We start from the raw sequence: 16,420 nt of genomic DNA, 5'->3' as shown, positions 1-16,420 counted from the left end.
AGCGTTAAACCCCGTGTTTTTTAAAAATATTTAAAATTTTAACCCTTATTTATTGTTTAATTAACTTTTTATTATGATTTTTGGCCTAGACTAATTCAAATAAAATATAAAATGAAAACAAAGTTTAGTGGAATTCTAACGCTATTCCTAGCGTTTGTTGTGCAGCTTTCGTTAGCACAAGAAAAAACGATTTCAGGAACGGTATCCGACGAGAACGGACTGCCACTTCCTGGAGTTAATGTCATTGTTAAAGGTACCTCTTCTGGTACACAAACAGATTTTGACGGTAATTACTCCATTTCTGCCAACACAGGTGATGTGTTAGCTTACTCTTTTGTTGGTTACACCACAAAAGAAATGACCGTAGGAGCGTCAAACAACATCAGCTTCTCTATGGAGCCCGATGTACAAGCCATTGATGAGGTAGTAATTACGGCATTAGGTATTAAAAAAGAGGAAAAGGCTATTGGTTACGCCTCGCAACAATTAAAAAGTGAAGCGATTGCCGATGTGCCAACTACAAACGTTGTAAACTCGCTTTCAGGTAAAGTTGCCGGGGTAAACATTACCCAGTCGTCTGGTGATATTGGATCATCGTCGCGTATTACTATTCGTGGTGTCTCCACCATTTACGGTAACTCTCAGCCTTTAATTGTGGTTGATGGTATTGTAATGGATAACAACACTTACGGCAATGCGAACTCTGGTACAGACATTCCAAATGGCTTGGCCGATATTAACCCTCAAGATATTGAGAGCGTTAACGTATTAAAAGGTGGTGCCGCTACAGCGCTTTATGGAATGAGAGGTACTAACGGGGTTGTTGTAATTACAACTAAAGCGGGTACTAAAAAACAAGCCTTAGGTGTTGAAATTAACAGCACAATCTCTTTCTCTAACCCATACATCTTCCCAGATTACCAAAACTCTTATGGTCAAGGTCACAGCACCTCGTACTTTGAGTACGTTGATGGCTTTGGTTACGACCTAGGTGCCAACGGTGGTGATGGTGGTACAGATGAGAGCTGGGGACCAGCTTTAGACGCTGGCTTTGACTTTATTCAATACACGTCTTTCATAGACAATCCTAACAACCCACAAGCTAAGCCTTGGGTATCTAACCCAGATAGCGTAATTAAGGATTTCTACGAAACTGGAATTACTACAGACAATACCGTATCACTTTCAGGAGGTACAGATAAAGCAACTTACCGTGCATCATTTGGTTTAACCGATGCTAAAGGGGTAATCTACAACACAGATCTTAAAAAATACAACATTTCTGGTAGTGTTAACTACGACTTAAGTGATAAGTGGAGTGTTGGATTCTCTGCACGTTATATTAAGAGTACTTCTGATAACCGTAACGCTGTTGGTTATGGCGATCCAGACAACCAAATTGGACAACTTGTATGGGGTGCCCGTCAAGTAGATTGGGGTGCTTTAAGAGATTGGAAAAACCTACCTCTAGTAGATACAGGAAACGGGATTATGACACCAATTAACTGGAACTTACGTTATAACAACAACCCTTTCTGGGCATTAGATAACAACTTACACCCATGGGAGCGTAACCGTTGGTTGGGTACGGCTAATATTGGATACCAAATTACGGATAACCTTTCTATCAACGCCCAAACTGGTATCGACTATTTTAACAACTTTAGCGAAACCAAGCGTATGTTTGGTACTGTTGACAACAGAAATGGTTACTACTCTTATGTAGAAAGAAACAGATACGAGGTAAACACGCAAGTGTTGCTTTCTTACAACAACAAATTTGGTGGTAACGACCAATTTGGTCTGTCGCTAAGCGGTGGTGGAAATGCTATGGTAAATAAGTACAGAGGCTATAGTGCTGTAGCACAACAATTGGTTATCGATGGCTTATTTAACATCTCTAACTCATCTGACGCCCCACTTTTAGGGCAATCGCACTCTCAGTCTAAAATCAACAGTTTATTTGGTACTGGTGAATTAAGCTATAACGATTACTTATACTTAAACTTCACGGCACGTAACGACTGGGCGAGTGTGTTACCTTCTGGTAAAACAAGCATTTTCTACCCTTCGGTATCTTTAAGTGCATTAGTACACGATATGCTTGACCTAAACTCTGAAGCTTTAACGTTCTTAAAACTTAGAGGATCTTGGGCAGAAACAGGTAGTACTGGACCATTAGGAGCTTACGATGTTAACCCAACGTATGCATTATCTGCTTTCCCATTAAACGGTTCTAGCCCAACGGCTATTTACCCGAACACCTTGTGGAATCAAGATATTAAACCACAAAGAGAAACTGCTATGGAGTTTGGTGTAGACGCCCGTTTCTTATCTAACAGATTGCGTTTAGACTTTACATACTACGACAAAGAAAACAACGATGTAATTATGCCTCTAGAAGTTTCTGCGGCCTCTGGTTATACCAACGTATGGAAAAATGCTGCAACCATAACTAACAAAGGTATTGAGCTTGTTGTTGGAGCAGACATTATTAAAAACCAAGGTAACGGCCTTAACTTAGGTGTTGACATTAACTTTGGTAAAAACGATAACGAAGTAAGCAACATTGAAGGTAGTGGAGTACTTAACCTTACAAACGGTAGCTTATGGAACGTAGATTCACAAGCTAGAAATGGCGAGCCTATTGGTGTGCTTTACGGCCCTTCTTTTGAAAGAGGTCCTAATGGACAAATCCTTTACGAAAACGGTTTACCTGTAGCTGGTGATTACAAAATATTAGGTAACTCACAACCAGATTGGACTGGAGGTTTAGGAATTAATGCCTCATTTAAAGGCTTTAACTTCCGTACCTTATTCGATGTTAAAATGGGTGGTGAAGTATATTCACAAACCAATACATGGGGTAACTTAGCCGGGGTTCTTGAAGAAACCTTAGTAGGTAGAGAAACTGGTGTTGTAGGTGTAGGTGTTATGTCTGATGGTAACGGTGGTTATGTACAAAACAACGTTGTTGTTGATGCGCAATCTTACTACTCTACTGCTTATAGCCAAAACATTGCTGAGTCTTCTGTTTACGATGCTTCTTTTGTGAAGTGGAGAGAATTATCACTTAGCTACAGCTTACCAAGCAAAATGTTACAAAACACAGGAGTACAATCTATTTCTTTAGGTGTTAATGTACGTAACTTAGCTATTCTTTATAAAGAAGCGCCACACATCGATCCAGAAACTGCTTTTGGTACAGATGTAGGTCAGCAAGGTTTAGAGTACGCTCAAACACCTTCTACTCGTACAATTGGTGTTAACCTTAATGTTAAATTTTAATTGAGATGAAAATGAAAAATTTATTTAAATATGCTTTAGCCATAATGGTCGTATTCCCTATGTTTACGGCTTGTGATGGCGACTTCGATGAAGTAAATACAAACCCTAACGACCCTGTAGAAATTAGTGAGGATTTACAGTTAGGGTATATAGAACGAACCCTCCTTAACCAGGTTTACGATTATTTCGCCTCTGGAGAGTGTGCGGCTACATGGCCACAACACCTTTCTAAGCCAATATACAACGATGCCGACAGATATTTCCCACGTTTATCTGCACTTAACGCTTTTTGGAATACCATGTATGCCAGCGTTATCGCAGATGCAGACGAAATGAACCGTTTAGCAGGTGAAGCTGGTAACAGAGCTGTACAAGGTGCCGCTTTAACATTAAAAGCTATTGCCTTACAAACGTTAACCGATGCTTTTGGAGATATTCCTGCCTCTGAGGCCAACCAAGGTGACCAAGGAAACTTTACACCTAAATACGATGCGCAAAGAGATGTATATGTACAAATCTTCGATATGTTAGATACAGCCATTGCTCATTTTAATTCTGGTGCTGGTAGCATAGATGGTGGTCAAGATTTAATTTACGGAGGCGACACCGCTAAATGGTTAAAATTCGCAACCTCTATTAAGTTTAGAGCCATGATGCGTGTTTCTGATACCGATTTGTTTGATGCGTCTGCAATACAAGCAATGGCTAACTCAGGAAACCTAATTACAACTACTGCTGACAATGCTTTTATTGCATTTGAAACAGAGAATGCGCCAAACGCAAACCCTTACTACGATATCGTTTTAAATGGCCGTGAAGCCGAATGGTGTATGGGAGAAGCACTTGTAGATCACATGTTAGCTGCTGGTGACCCGAGATTGGCTGTTTACGCCAACCCTAATGCCGATGGAGACTATGTTGGAAAACCAGCAGGTTACATTAACCCAGGATTATCTGGTTACGGTGCAGGTGTTGTTTCTGAAATTGGTGATTTTTACATGCAATACGACACTCCGTTATACTTTATTAACGCAGCACAAGTAAACTTACTTCTTGCAGAAGCTGCCCTTTTACACGGTGTTTCTGGTGATCCACAATCATTCTTTATGGATGGTATTAACGCTTCATTAGTGCAAAATGGTTTATCTGCTGGATCTTTTACTCCAATTTATAACGGTTACCAGTCTATTGCCGAGCAACTATGGGTAAGCACTTATATGCAAGGTTACGAGACTTGGGCTGAGTGGAGAAGAACAGACATCCCTAACGATTTAGATCTTGCTGTAGATCCACAACCGGGTGTAGGAAGCATTCCAACAAGATACACCTATACCAACGACGAATTGTCATTAAACGGTGCCAACGTAGGAGCTGCTACAGCCAACCAAGGTGGTGATGAGTTAACGACAAAAGTTTGGTGGGATCAAAACTAATAATCACTTAATTTAAAAAATAATATTATGAAAAATATACATAAATTACTTTTAGGACTTTTGTTTGTAAGCGCCTTTACTGCTTGCGAGTCTGATGACGAAGCAGAAGTGATAGAAGGAAGAGATACTGCAGGAGCAATGGTTAACGTTGAAGTTGCTGCTGGTAGTGGTTTATATGGATCTCCAGAAGCTGGAGTTGATTTAGAAGATGCATTAGTAACAATTAGTGACGCTAGTGCAGTTGTAAACGTAACTAAAGCATCTGGCTCTTTAGGAGACATCCAAAAATTTGAACTTATTAAGTTCTTTAACGGTGATGATACTTCTGGTGCAGCTGATACTGCCGTTACCGTTGCCGAGTCTTCTACTTTGCCTTTTACTGCAACCTTATCATCTATCGATGATTTCTTAGCAGGTCTTAACATGCAATCTGAAGATTTAAGAATTGGAGATTCTTTTATATTTAAAGTTAAAGTTTACAAAAATGATGGTAGTCAGTACTACTACGCAAACTCACGTTTCGCTTTAACATTAAACTGTTTTTACGACCTTACTGGAACCTATGTAATGACCAATAACGTTTGTGCTTCTTCTGAAATTGTTCAAATTTCAGCAAATTCAGATGGTACTTGGTATGCAACACATGCTGATGGTGGTCTGTTAAATTTCTGTTCTTCTAATGACATAACAAACCCTGGTAGTTTTGCTGTACTTTGTGGAGGCGTTGTTGATGCTTCTAACACTAACGATGGTCCAGATTACTGTCAAGGTGGTGGTTATGGTATTGGTTGTATTGTTGGTGGTTCTTGGGATCAAGATGCTGGTATTTTAGTTTTAGAAAATACAAATGCTTTCTTTTCTTGGGCTCCGGCAGAATACATGTCTACCTACGTAAGACAATAACAAAACACATTCTAATTTTTTAAAATGATACACATGAAAAGAAATTTAAATAAAATTTTAGCCTTCGCTTCTATATCATTGCTATTAGCATCTTGTAGCGATGACGACCAAACAGGTGATAGCTTAATAAACAACAGCCCTGTTAATGCGACCTTAATGGTAGATAACAACAACATTATGGTTTCTGAAAATGGAAGCAACCTAGAGTATACCATTACGGCACAATTAGATGCACCGTCAAATGCTCAAGTGGTAATCGATCTTGCTCAAACAGGAGGAACAGCCAATAGTGATGATATTCATATAGAATCGCCTATCATTATTCCTGCGGGTAGCACTTCTGGTACGGCTCTTGTTGAGATTATCCCAACAGGAAATGTTGAAGAAGACGAAACCTTCACCATTACTGCTACAGATAGAGGTAATCTTAACTTAGCTGATTTTGCTTTCAATGGTACAATCACCGACGATTATGTTAACAACATCATCTCGTTTGAGGTAGATTGGTCTGGTGAGGTTGCTTATACGCTTCCAAACAATACCCAATTGATTATGGATCTTTGTGATATTGATTTTGACTTTTTAATTTTTGATTCAGCATTCAATGTCGTACCATTATACGATGCTGCAACAGGTTCTTGTCCTGAGGCTATTGGCATTAACTCTGCCGTTTTAGCCGATGGTACTTACTACTTAGCTGTTGATATGTGGGAAAATGTACTTTCTCAGTATGGAGCTAATGATACTATAACCATTAACGTTACATACAGCCAACATTACGAAAACACTTCTGACGGTGCTTTCGGAGCTGGTGGGTTTGTCGACGAATCTTTTACGCTTGCAGACGGTTCAGGAACTGTTCCTGTAGCAACTTTAGAAGTGGTTGATGGTCATATGTACACGGTAACACCGTTATAAGAAGTCTTAACTTATTTCTTAAAAAAGCGACTGAAAATTCAGTCGCTTTTTTTATACCTTTACACCAATGGAAAAACAAACAAAAATATATGGCATTCGTGCGATTATCGAAGCTATAGAGTCTGGGAAGACCATCGATAAGCTTTTTGTTCAAAAAGGCTTACAGGGCGAACTTTTTAAAGAGCTTAACCAATTAATCAAAAAAGAGAACATTACCTACAACGTTGTTCCTTTAGAAAAACTTAACCGCTTAACACAAAAAAACCACCAAGGAGTGGTCGCTCAAATTTCCCCTATAGATTTTCACGATCTAGACAGTTTGGTATTGCAGGTAATCGAATCTGGTGCTACCCCCCTATTTTTGCTTCTAGACCAACTTAGCGACGTTCGCAACTTTGGCGCCATTATTAGAACCGCCGAATGTACCGGAGTGCATGGCATAATCATTCAAAAAAAAGGCGGCGCTCCAGTAAATGCCGATACCATTAAAACCAGTGCCGGCGCAGTGTTTAAAGTTCCTATTTGTAAAGTTGATCATATTAAAGATGCCGTATTCCACCTTCAAGCTTCGGGTATTAAGGTTATAGCAGCTACAGAAAAGACAGACAACACCCTTTACGATGTTAGCTTTAATACGCCTTGTGCCCTTATTATGGGAGCCGAAGGAAAAGGCATATCGCCTTCTGTTTTAAAAGCTGTAGATGAAAAAGCAAAACTCCCTCTGCTTGGCGAGATCGCATCCTTAAATGTCTCTGTAGCGTGTGGGGCCTTTTTGTACGAAGTGGTTAGACAAAGGCGTTAATCCTTGTCTTCTTTATAAATGTAATTTATTTTAGGAGGGGCGCTTTCTACTGCCCCATCATCTTCTTCTGGCAGCTCCTCAATAAAATTCCCGTCTTTATCAAAATGCTTTAAAAAGGGATCATCTTCTTCATTAAAGTGCGCCTCTTCCCAAGCGTATTTTTTTGGAGCTGGAATGTGCTTTTTAAATACCAATGCAAAAACTACACCTACCAACAAACCTGCTAAATGGCCTTCCCACGACATGTTCTCTTTCACAGGAAAAACATACCAAAGCATGCTCCCATAAAGAAACACAACTAATAACGATAAGGCTATTAACCGGTAATACTTAGCAAAAACACCTTTAAAAAAAGTAAAACTAGCCAAAACATAAATAAGCCCACTTGCCCCAATATGGTAAGAAGGTCTCCCAATGCTCCAAGTGATTGCCCCAGAAAACAGGATTCCAAGAAGAATGACCTTCCAAGCAATATCTCTATAAAAATAAAACAGTGCTGCCGATAATATAAAAAGCGGTAGGGTATTATGGTACAAGTGTGTGATGTTGGAATGTATAAATGGGCTAAACAAAATGCCTTTTAAACCCGAAATGCGCTGCGGGTATATACCCAAGGTCGTAAAATCCACGCCAAAGCGTATTTCAATCCAAAATACCACCCATATGATTAACACAAACAGCATGGGAAATACAACAACCCCGTTGGTAAACTTTAATGTTTCATCTCGACTCATACCTATAGCCTTAACAAAAGGCAATCCAATATAACAAATAATGATAAATTGTCAGTCGGTTTTAGTTTTCAATTCCTGCGAATTTGCTGTATTTTTACAACATGAACGCACCGCTGGCAGAACGATTACGTCCTAAATCCTTAACAGACTATGTTAGTCAGGATCATTTGGTAGGGAAAAATGGTATTTTAACCAAACATATCAACCAAGGCATTATTCCTTCAATGATATTATGGGGCCCACCGGGTACTGGAAAAACCACGTTGGCCAACATTATTGCCGAGCACTCTAACAGGCCTTTTTATACGCTTAGTGCTATAAACTCTGGGGTTAAAGACATTAGAGAGGTTATTGAGAAAGCCAAACAAAGCGGGGGCCTGTTTACAACCAAAAACCCCATTCTGTTTATTGACGAGATTCATAGATTTAGCAAATCGCAACAAGATTCCCTTTTACAGGCCGTAGAGAAAGGTTGGGTGACCTTAATTGGCGCCACCACCGAAAACCCTAGCTTTGAAGTTATCCCCGCGCTATTGTCCCGTTGCCAGGTATATATCTTAAATGCATTTGAAAAAACCGATCTCATCGCCCTTTTAAACCGCGCTCTGGAAAAAGATGAACAACTATCTAAAAAAAACATCGTCCTTAAAGAAACCGACGCCCTTTTACGCCTCTCTGGTGGAGATGCCAGAAAGTTGTTAAATATTTTTGAATTGATTGTGGTTTCCGAAACATCGGAAGAGATTGTTGTTACCAATCGTTTGGTTTTAGACAAAGTTCAAAACAATACTGCTAGGTACGATAAAACTGGCGAGCAACATTACGACATTATTTCGGCTTTTATAAAATCCATACGAGGCAGCGACCCCAATGCTGCAGTCTATTGGCTGGCCAGAATGATTGAAGGTGGCGAAGATGTTAAATTTATTGCCAGACGGTTATTAATTCTCGCCAGCGAAGACATCGGCAATGCCAACCCCACTGCTTTGGTGATAGCCAATAACACCTTTCAGGCTGTTACAGCCATTGGAAACCCAGAGTCTAGAATTATCTTAAGCCAGTGCGCCACCTATTTGGCTTGTTCACCAAAAAGCAATGCGGCATACCAAGCCATTAATACCGCTCAGGCCTTAGTGAAACAAACGGGAGATTTAAGTGTACCCCTCGACATTAGAAATGCCCCAACCAAATTAATGAAGGACTTAGGGTATGGCGATAACTACAAATACGCCCACAACTACGATAATAATTTTGCGCCCCAAGAATTTCTTCCAGAGGAAATAAAGGGTACAACCCTTTACACACCTGGTAACAATGCCCGAGAAAATGCCCAAAAAGATTTTTTAAAACAGCGTTGGAAAACGAAATACGGTTATTAAAACTTAATCTGTAGGGTGGTTGTTTTTGTTTGGTCGTTAATTTTCTCCGATAAAACCCATGTGCCATCCTCTGCCTTGTAAACGATGGCGTTTTTGCCGTCTACCATAAACACATCGGACTTTGGCGTAGCCAATAAAACCATAACAACAGCTGGCGTTTTATCGACCAATTGATAGCCTCCCGCAATTTCCTGAGCATACAGTTCTCCTAAGTTTACTTCTGCAGCAGGTTGTGCTTTTGCAGCTGCTACTGCTGTAACACCGGCCACATCTGCAGGTGCCGAAACGGTTTTCTGTGGTGCGTCTTTTGCTTCTAAACTATCGGGGGTTGGTTTATAAGCATAATGTACATCCTCGAAAGACGTAAAAGCCTCGCGTAATGCCAAATTATAGGCAACCTTATAGGCTTTCTCCGAACTCGTTCCTGTCTTGGTAAACAACAACCGGCCATGGCAATCTCTAAGCTCGACCTTTAGCTTGGTCTTTAAAAGACTGCGTTCTTTTGTAACCTTAGAGGTCATACCTAAACAATTATTTTTTGCTAAATCCTCAGGGATTATTGCGCCAGACATTACAGCATGAAACCCATACTTTTCAAATAAAAATTTGGCCAACGAATTAAGCTGGTATGCATCGGCTTCGTTTAAAAAGTCAAACTTGCTCTCAACAACCACATATTTGTAGGCGTTCATACTGGCCTGCGAATACGTAACAGTCGTTATCACAAATAAGGCTATGGCTAATAAAAAGTGCTTTCTCATAGGTGTTTTTTTTGTAAATATAGTAGATTTATAGATAGTGCTGCAACTCGTGTAACTGAGTAATTTGTTTTATACTGCCATCTATTTTTGCATTATGAACGTTAAAGCAAATGGCATCTATACCAGCATTTAAAGCCCCTTCTATATCGGCTTCTAAATTATCACCTATCATAATACTGGTGCTAGGTTTTGCCTGTGCTTGCTGTAACGCATAGTTAAAAATTTTAGCATTGGGCTTTTTTACCCCAACCGACTCCGAATCGGTTACGGTATGGAAAAAATGATCAATATTGGCATTTTTTAATTTCCGTTTTTGCACCTCGTTAAACCCATTGGTTATAACGTGCAATCTATAGTTTTCCTGAAGGTATTCCAGAATATAAAACACATCTTTAAAAAGGTGATTGAATGTTGTTAAATGGGAAATATAGTCTTGCGAAAGCTTGTGCGTTAAAGTGCTATCTGCCTTAAAGCCCAAACGCTTAAAGGTGTCGTTTAATCTATTAAAGCGCAAATACGCCTTGTCAATTTTTTCATCGCGGTACAGTTTCCAATACTGCAGGTTTATAGGCTCATAATGTTCAATAAACTCATCTAAATTGATTTGAACGTCATGCATTCTAAAAATCTTGTCAAACGTTAGCTTGGAGTTCTTATCAAAATCCCATAGCGTATGGTCCAAATCGAAAAAAATGTCTGTAATATTTTTAATTTTCATCTTGCGATTTCAGTATTATATTAAATAATTCTTTAAACCCCTTCCAGCGTTCCAAATCGCTAAATGTATAGTTATGGAACACAGGAACGAACGTGCCATTAACAGCCTTAATGCTTGTTATTATTTCATGCAGCACCTTTTTCTTATCCAATTGGGAGGCTGTTTTTAATAGGGCGTAATCCATAAGGTGATACGAATGGATTTTTAAAGGAGTTTGTATCTCATAATCCAAATCGAAAAAGAAAAACGGAGTACATGTTCCGGCACGAAATCCTATGTGATTAACATACCCCATGGTATAATCTTCTAAAACCTCCAACTCTACAAGATTACGATAGGATTCTGGCAGATTAAGCTTGGAAAACGATTGCCTAGAGGCCAACAAAGAGGTGTTTAAAATGGCCTCCATAGTTTTTTTCTCTTTCTTTAAAATCGACACATCCTCTATGGCAAAATACGATGTTTTTAGACCAACCTTACAGTAATCACCAACGTGCTTAATGAGCGACACATAGCGTTTTTTTTGAGCACTTATTCCTTTATCGTAAGTAGAATAATCCCCTATTAAAAAGAAAAACAGAAACTTAAAATCGTACTGTTTTTGTTTGTTTAGGATGTATTTAAAGGTGTCGTAGGGATCGTGTTTTAACCCAAACAACACCAAAAAACGATGGTACAAATCTTTAATCTTAAGGGCGTACAAATCTTTTATAACGCCCCCTGTACTCCTTAAAACACCTTTAAGTTGGTAATGATACGGCGCCGGCACATCAATAATCGGGCTTACCTCATATGATTTATCCGGAAACTCGAAATCTGGGAATTGCTTTTGTAACACCACCTTTAGTTTGTAGGCCCAAATATCAACAACCGGTTGATGTAAAAAATCGTGCTTATATGCTAGGCTTTCGGTAGCAGGAAACCGCCCGTAATCATCCTTAACATGAGGCAAATATTCTTCATACCGACTTAGCAAATAAAAGGCAGCGGCAAAAATATCGAAAGGTAAACTGCTTTTTTCAGAGGTAGAAAAAAACCCCTTGGTATCATCCCAATCCTGTACATGGGTTTCAAAATCCGATAGGCCTTGTTCAAATAGCAATTCATGGCTTTTAACAAAAACCTCATTGCCTAAAGCCTGTCTACTATAAGACATTTTCATGCTATCGTGGGCAATAAACTCTTCTATTTTAGTTGTAAATGCCACCCGAACCCCCAAAATACGGGTACAAATATGCTTAAAAGCATACGTTAAACGGGGGGTGATTTTATGGGTATAAACTAACAGCATGAAACGGGTTTACAACAGACCTTCATCGGCAAAGCTAAAGTAAGCATTTTCGGTTACGATAAGATGGTCCAGCACCTTTATATCCAAACTTTGCCCGGCGTGTTTTAACTTTTGGGTAATTTGTTTATCGGCCGTACTGGGTTTTAGTGTTCCCGACGGGTGGTTATGTGCTAAAATAATAGCGGTTGCACCACATGCTAAAGCCGTTTTCATGACCAATCGTACATCGACCAAAGTTCCTGTAATTCCGCCTTTGCTCAATTGCAGTTTTTGTAAGACTTTATTGGAATTGTTTAAATAAACAATCCAAAACTCTTCGTGTGGTAACTCACCGATAATGGGTTGCATAAGTTCGTATACCGAAAGGCTGGAGGTAATTTTTTTTCGTTCCAAGGCCTCCTCTCCCCTACGACGTCTGCCCAGCTCCATAGCAGCAGCAATGCTTATGGCCTTGGCCTCGCCTATGCCCTTAAACGCCATTAGTTGGTTTAAGGACAGTTTGCCCAGTTCGTTTAAGTTATTGTCAACACTGGCCAGTATGCGTTTACAAAGCTCTAAAGCACTTTCGTCACGACTGCCAGACCCAATAAGAATAGCCACCAGCTCTGCATCGCTTAATGCCGCTTTGCCTTTATCGCGAAGCTTTTCGCGCGGTTGGTCATCTTGGTTCCAGTGTTTAATGGAAAACGAGTTGGGTTTATTGGTCATTTTATAAAGATAAATATTGTAACTTTCAGAAGCAATTTTAATTTATTCAACCCTAGTATGAAATCCTTATTTTCTGAAGAAGCCGTTTCTGAAATAAAATCCCGTTTAAACCAATTAAGCCCTAACAACCCACCACAGTGGGGACAAATGAACGCCGCGCAAATGCTGGCACATTGCCAATTCCCGCTACAAGTTGCTCTTGGCGATTTAAAACTAAAAAAGCCCAATGCCCTAAAACGCTTTGTGTTTTCTTTGGTGAAAACTTCGCTATACAACAACAAACCTTGGAAACAAGGACTGCCAACAGCTAAGGAATTTGTTGTAAGCAATGGCAAGGTGTTTCATGTCGAAAAAGAAAATCTTTTGAATGAGATTGATAAATTTCATCTTAAAAAAGGACAAGAGCAATGGCCTCCACACCCCATGTTTGGTAATTTTACCCGCTCACAATGGGGCCAAATGCAATACAAACACTTAGACCATCATTTAAAACAATTTAATGTGTAAATGGCTTATCCTCCAAAAATCCATCAAGACGATAACAAAGACCATATGCTTGCTGTCATACAGCAATTCCCTTTGGCTACAGTTATTTCGGTAAAAGACAACGAAGCGCTTGTTACGCATTTACCGCTTATTTATAAAAACGGTAAACTTGTTGGGCATTTGGATAAATTTAACCCCCAAGCAGAGGTATTACAAAACAATCAACCGGTGACCGTAATATTTTCTGGTTCGCAATGTTACATTTCACCCAGCATATACAAAACCGAGCAACTCCCAACCTGGAACTATGTAAAAGTACACTTAAAAGGTAGCGCTACTGCAATTGAAACTCCAGAAGCCATTAAGCAAAGTATGCTTGACATGACCACTTTTTTAGAGCCTGAAAATGCCTATGTGCTAAAAGCCAACGACCCAAAAATGGAAGCCTATTTACCCTACGTAAAAGGGTTTGAGATAACCATTTCGCATTGGGAAGGCAAGTTTAAACTCTCCCAAAACCGCAACAAAGAAGATTTTGAATTGGCAACACAAGAACTGATGAAACGGCATCGGGAAAGTATTGAGTTACTTTTAAACCGGATTCTTTAATTTGGTTGTTAGTTGAAAAAAACGAACTGCATTAAATGATTTTAACGATAAAGGACATACCCCTTCAGCAAACGGTGTCTGTTTGTGATTTCCTAGGAAACTTTCGTCACAACAGCTTTCACGGCATCAAAATCCAAGCCTCCATAGTTACCTGAACTCATCAGCAACAAAGCCTTGTCGTTAAAATCCTGCGAAAACAAATAGTTTTTAAAATCCTCTGGATGGGTATAAATAATCAAGTCGTCACGTTCAAAGGCTTGGGCAATTTGCTCGTGGGTAATGGCCTCTAGTTTTTTTATTTCAACAGCATGTGGCGAATAAAACACCACAGCAACATCGGCAGCAGCTAAGGCGCCTTTGTATTCCTTTAAAAACTCGGCGTTTAAACTGCTGTAAGTGTGCAATTCCAAACACGCCACCAAAGTGCGCTCTGGATACTGTTCTTTTAAGGCTGTGGTGGTTGCCTTTACCTTACTGGGCGAATGGGCAAAATCTTTGTAAGCAACACTTGTAGGGCTTTCGGCTATTTTCTCTAAGCGTTTGCTAGCACCTTTAAAGGTAGCAATGGCTTCGTAAAAATCGTCTTCGTCAATGCCCATATGCTGGCAAATCCATTTGGCGCCTGCCAGATTATTCAAATTATGCGCTCCAAAAATCTCTATGGGCATAGGACCTTCCGAAGTTTCCAAAAGGGTTTCGCCGTGCTCGATAACATACTCTGGGGTGTGGTATCCTATTTTTCTAATCGGGTTTTCACTGGCTTCTACCACACGTTTTACTTCATCGTCTTCCTCGTTGTAGTTAATGCTGCCGCCTTGTACAATGCTATCGACAAAAATCTTGAATTGCTCCACATAGTTTTCATAGGTAGGAAACACATTAATATGATCCCAGGCAATGCCACTTAACAAAGCAATGTTGGGTTTGTACAAATGGAATTTTGGGCGTCTATCTATGGGCGAACTTAAATACTCGTCGCCTTCCAAAACAATAAAATCGTTTGCTTCCGTTAGTTTTACCATCACATCAAAGCCTTCTAGTTGTGCGCCAACCATAAAATCGACATCGCGATTGTGGTAGTTCATAACGTGCAAAATCATAGAAGTAATGGTGGTTTTACCATGGCTACCACCAATAACAACGCGGGTTTTATCTTTGGACTGTTCGTAAAGAAACTCTGGATAGCTATAAATTTTCAACCCTAAGTCTTGGGCTTTCAGCAATTCGGGGTTATCGGCCTTGGCGTGCATGCCCAACACAATGGCATCGAGCTTGGTTGTAATTTTCTCCGGAAACCACCCAAATTCGTTTGGCAATAATCCTTTGGCTTCCAAGCGCGATTTAGAGGGATCGAAAATCGTATCGTCGCTTCCTGTTACCTGATACCCTTTATTGTGCAATGCTATGGCTAAATTGTGCATGGCAGCACCACCAATAGCGATAAAATGTACGTTCATAAAACTTGAGATTGAATTCCCAAAGATATAGGTTTTTCTTGGAAGCATGAAGCCCAAAAAGGCTTAATCCATTTTAGCTTTTACTTCGGAAATTCGGTGTAAAAAATGGGAATCCCCCAGCTTATTGTAAGCCTCCTGTAAGGTGTCAATGGCCAATGGGTATTTTTTAAAAGTTACATACAAATTGGCCAAATGGGTGTAACAGGTTTTGCTCCCACCAACAGCTACAGCCTGCTTGTAATGGGTTTCGGCATTTTTAAAATCCTTTTTATAACCATATACCTGCCCCAAAGCCAAATGCCCATCTACAGGCGACAAGGCCAATAGCTCCTTGGCATATACCAGGGCTTTTGTGGTGCTTCCGCCTACAAGTCCGGGAACGTGTAAATAATAGTATACCAAGGCCCATCGCGCATCAATATGGTTTGAATCTAATTTGGCGGCCTTTAAAAAAGCGGTTTCCACATCGCCAATAATTACCAAGGCGCGAAGTTTACTAACCGATTGGGCTTTCATTCCCAATGCACCACCGTATTTGTAATGATAAGCAGCACTGTAGGGGTCTAAAGCTACAAGATTTTCGTAAACGTCAATAGCCTTATCCCAATCTTTTAAATGGCTGTAAACATCTCCTAAAAGCTCATACAACTTTGCGTTTTCTGGATAAGAAACCACAAGCTCCTCGGCCTGTTCTTTTGCCATGAGGTACTGTTTCTTTTCAATAAGGCTAGAAATATCCTCAAGTGCTGCCTGCCCAAAAGCTGGAAACGTGCACAACAAAAAAATGACCAACCGCAGCATATTAAGTTTTAGAAATTAAAAGATTGCTTTTTCAAGATTACTCAAAATTTGGCTAACTTCACTCATTCAAAACCACATTTTACCCCATTGCCGCTATTTTGGAATACATTTTGAATGTAGCTTTGAAGAAAA

The 16,420-nt window shown here is 39.8% G+C and carries 15 protein-coding genes; 8 read left to right on the top strand and 7 right to left on the bottom strand.

What is annotated here, in order from left to right; translation table 11 throughout:
- Positions 1 to 111: 111 nt before the first annotated feature.
- From IA57_RS07920 to rlmB, 5 genes are all read left to right on the top strand, one after another.
- Positions 112 to 3,288, top strand: coding sequence for a SusC/RagA family TonB-linked outer membrane protein (locus IA57_RS07920; RefSeq protein WP_036121754.1), 3,177 nt, complete (start codon positions 112 to 114; stop codon positions 3,286 to 3,288).
- 11 nt (positions 3,289 to 3,299) lie between these two features.
- Positions 3,300 to 4,721 carry a SusD/RagB family nutrient-binding outer membrane lipoprotein gene (locus IA57_RS07915; RefSeq protein WP_036123201.1) on the top strand — a complete coding sequence of 474 codons (1,422 nt, stop codon included), beginning with the start codon at positions 3,300 to 3,302 and terminating at the stop codon, positions 4,719 to 4,721.
- Between the two features lie 27 nt (positions 4,722 to 4,748).
- A complete protein-coding gene (locus IA57_RS07910; RefSeq protein WP_036121751.1) occupies positions 4,749 to 5,624 on the top strand; it encodes a hypothetical protein in 876 nt (291 codons plus the stop codon).
- Between the two features lie 33 nt (positions 5,625 to 5,657).
- Complete coding sequence (locus IA57_RS07905) at positions 5,658 to 6,542, top strand: hypothetical protein (RefSeq protein ID WP_036121749.1); 885 nt, start codon at positions 5,658 to 5,660, stop codon at positions 6,540 to 6,542.
- Between the two features lie 67 nt (positions 6,543 to 6,609).
- Positions 6,610 to 7,344 (top strand): 23S rRNA (guanosine(2251)-2'-O)-methyltransferase RlmB, encoded by a 735-nt coding sequence (gene rlmB / locus IA57_RS07900; protein WP_036121747.1) that lies wholly within the window; start codon positions 6,610 to 6,612, stop codon positions 7,342 to 7,344.
- On the opposite strand, the gene IA57_RS07895 is transcribed toward rlmB, so the two are convergent.
- On the bottom strand, positions 7,341 to 8,078 hold the full coding sequence (locus IA57_RS07895) for a rhomboid family intramembrane serine protease (RefSeq protein ID WP_036121744.1): 738 nt from the start codon (positions 8,076 to 8,078) through the stop codon (positions 7,341 to 7,343). The two genes, rlmB and IA57_RS07895, sit on opposite strands and share 4 nt — an antisense overlap.
- Positions 8,079 to 8,179: 101 nt before the next feature.
- Here IA57_RS07895 and IA57_RS07890 point away from each other — a divergent pair, with 101 nt between their 5' ends.
- A complete protein-coding gene (locus tag IA57_RS07890; protein WP_036121741.1) occupies positions 8,180 to 9,457 on the top strand; it encodes a replication-associated recombination protein A in 1,278 nt (425 codons plus the stop codon).
- Here the strand turns inward: IA57_RS07890 and IA57_RS07885 are convergent.
- Genes IA57_RS07885 through radC form a run of 4 tightly spaced genes read right to left on the bottom strand, consistent with a single transcriptional unit; the run spans position 9,454 to position 12,935 of the window.
- The gene (locus IA57_RS07885; RefSeq protein WP_036121736.1) at positions 9,454 to 10,218 is read right to left on the bottom strand and encodes a hypothetical protein; all 765 of its coding nucleotides are present in this window, start codon (positions 10,216 to 10,218) and stop codon (positions 9,454 to 9,456) included. The two genes, IA57_RS07890 and IA57_RS07885, sit on opposite strands and share 4 nt — an antisense overlap.
- A gap of 28 nt (positions 10,219 to 10,246) precedes the next feature.
- Positions 10,247 to 10,936: a YjjG family noncanonical pyrimidine nucleotidase gene (locus IA57_RS07880; protein ID WP_036121733.1), complete on the bottom strand. Its 690-nt coding sequence runs from the start codon at positions 10,934 to 10,936 to the stop codon at positions 10,247 to 10,249.
- Complete coding sequence (locus IA57_RS07875; RefSeq protein WP_036121730.1) at positions 10,926 to 12,227, bottom strand: polysaccharide deacetylase family protein; 1,302 nt, start codon at positions 12,225 to 12,227, stop codon at positions 10,926 to 10,928. The genes IA57_RS07880 and IA57_RS07875 overlap by 11 nt, the downstream gene beginning before the upstream one ends.
- Positions 12,228 to 12,236: 9 nt before the next feature.
- A complete protein-coding gene (gene radC, locus IA57_RS07870) occupies positions 12,237 to 12,935 on the bottom strand; it encodes a RadC family protein (RefSeq protein ID WP_036121726.1) in 699 nt (232 codons plus the stop codon).
- A gap of 57 nt (positions 12,936 to 12,992) precedes the next feature.
- Between radC and IA57_RS07865 the strand changes: the two genes are divergently transcribed.
- Together IA57_RS07865 and IA57_RS07860 are read left to right on the top strand one after the other, a co-directional pair.
- Positions 12,993 to 13,442, top strand: coding sequence for a DUF1569 domain-containing protein (locus IA57_RS07865; protein ID WP_036121722.1), 450 nt, complete (start codon positions 12,993 to 12,995; stop codon positions 13,440 to 13,442).
- The gene (locus tag IA57_RS07860) at positions 13,443 to 14,030 is read left to right on the top strand and encodes an FMN-binding negative transcriptional regulator (RefSeq protein WP_036121719.1); all 588 of its coding nucleotides are present in this window, start codon (positions 13,443 to 13,445) and stop codon (positions 14,028 to 14,030) included.
- Between the two features lie 92 nt (positions 14,031 to 14,122).
- On the opposite strand, the gene IA57_RS07855 is transcribed toward IA57_RS07860, so the two are convergent.
- Positions 14,123 to 15,487: a UDP-N-acetylmuramate--L-alanine ligase gene (locus IA57_RS07855; RefSeq protein WP_036121716.1), complete on the bottom strand. Its 1,365-nt coding sequence runs from the start codon at positions 15,485 to 15,487 to the stop codon at positions 14,123 to 14,125.
- 63 nt (positions 15,488 to 15,550) lie between these two features.
- The gene (locus IA57_RS07850; RefSeq protein ID WP_160171686.1) at positions 15,551 to 16,189 is read right to left on the bottom strand and encodes a tetratricopeptide repeat protein; all 639 of its coding nucleotides are present in this window, start codon (positions 16,187 to 16,189) and stop codon (positions 15,551 to 15,553) included.
- Positions 16,190 to 16,420 lie beyond the last annotated feature (231 nt).

Source organism: Mangrovimonas yunxiaonensis (genome assembly GCF_000733475.1).
Taxonomy (GTDB): Bacteria; Bacteroidota; Bacteroidia; order Flavobacteriales; family Flavobacteriaceae; genus Mangrovimonas; species Mangrovimonas yunxiaonensis.
The sequence above is the reverse complement of the archived record's forward strand: the minus strand, read 5'-3'. Positions and strand labels throughout refer to the sequence as shown.

Excerpts from the sequence above, each read along its gene's own strand:
- rlmB (WP_036121747.1), top strand. The coding sequence starts at position 6,610 with ATGGAAAAACAAACAAAAATATATGGCATTCGTGCGATTATCGAAGCT.
- IA57_RS07860 (WP_036121719.1), top strand. The coding sequence starts at position 13,443 with ATGGCTTATCCTCCAAAAATCCATCAAGACGATAACAAAGACCATATG.
- IA57_RS07880 (WP_036121733.1), bottom strand. The coding sequence starts at position 10,936 with ATGAAAATTAAAAATATTACAGACATTTTTTTCGATTTGGACCATACG.
- IA57_RS07895 (WP_036121744.1), bottom strand. The coding sequence starts at position 8,078 with ATGAGTCGAGATGAAACATTAAAGTTTACCAACGGGGTTGTTGTATTT.
- IA57_RS07850 (WP_160171686.1), bottom strand. The coding sequence starts at position 16,189 with ATGGCAAAAGAACAGGCCGAGGAGCTTGTGGTTTCTTATCCAGAAAAC.
- IA57_RS07865 (WP_036121722.1), top strand. The coding sequence starts at position 12,993 with ATGAAATCCTTATTTTCTGAAGAAGCCGTTTCTGAAATAAAATCCCGT.
- radC (WP_036121726.1), bottom strand. The coding sequence starts at position 12,935 with ATGACCAATAAACCCAACTCGTTTTCCATTAAACACTGGAACCAAGAT.
- IA57_RS07915 (WP_036123201.1), top strand. The coding sequence starts at position 3,300 with ATGAAAAATTTATTTAAATATGCTTTAGCCATAATGGTCGTATTCCCT.
- IA57_RS07890 (WP_036121741.1), top strand. The coding sequence starts at position 8,180 with ATGAACGCACCGCTGGCAGAACGATTACGTCCTAAATCCTTAACAGAC.
- IA57_RS07855 (WP_036121716.1), bottom strand. The coding sequence starts at position 15,487 with ATGAACGTACATTTTATCGCTATTGGTGGTGCTGCCATGCACAATTTA.
- IA57_RS07920 (WP_036121754.1), top strand. The coding sequence starts at position 112 with ATGAAAACAAAGTTTAGTGGAATTCTAACGCTATTCCTAGCGTTTGTT.
- IA57_RS07910 (WP_036121751.1), top strand. The coding sequence starts at position 4,749 with ATGAAAAATATACATAAATTACTTTTAGGACTTTTGTTTGTAAGCGCC.
- IA57_RS07885 (WP_036121736.1), bottom strand. The coding sequence starts at position 10,218 with ATGAGAAAGCACTTTTTATTAGCCATAGCCTTATTTGTGATAACGACT.
- IA57_RS07905 (WP_036121749.1), top strand. The coding sequence starts at position 5,658 with ATGAAAAGAAATTTAAATAAAATTTTAGCCTTCGCTTCTATATCATTG.
- IA57_RS07875 (WP_036121730.1), bottom strand. The coding sequence starts at position 12,227 with ATGCTGTTAGTTTATACCCATAAAATCACCCCCCGTTTAACGTATGCT.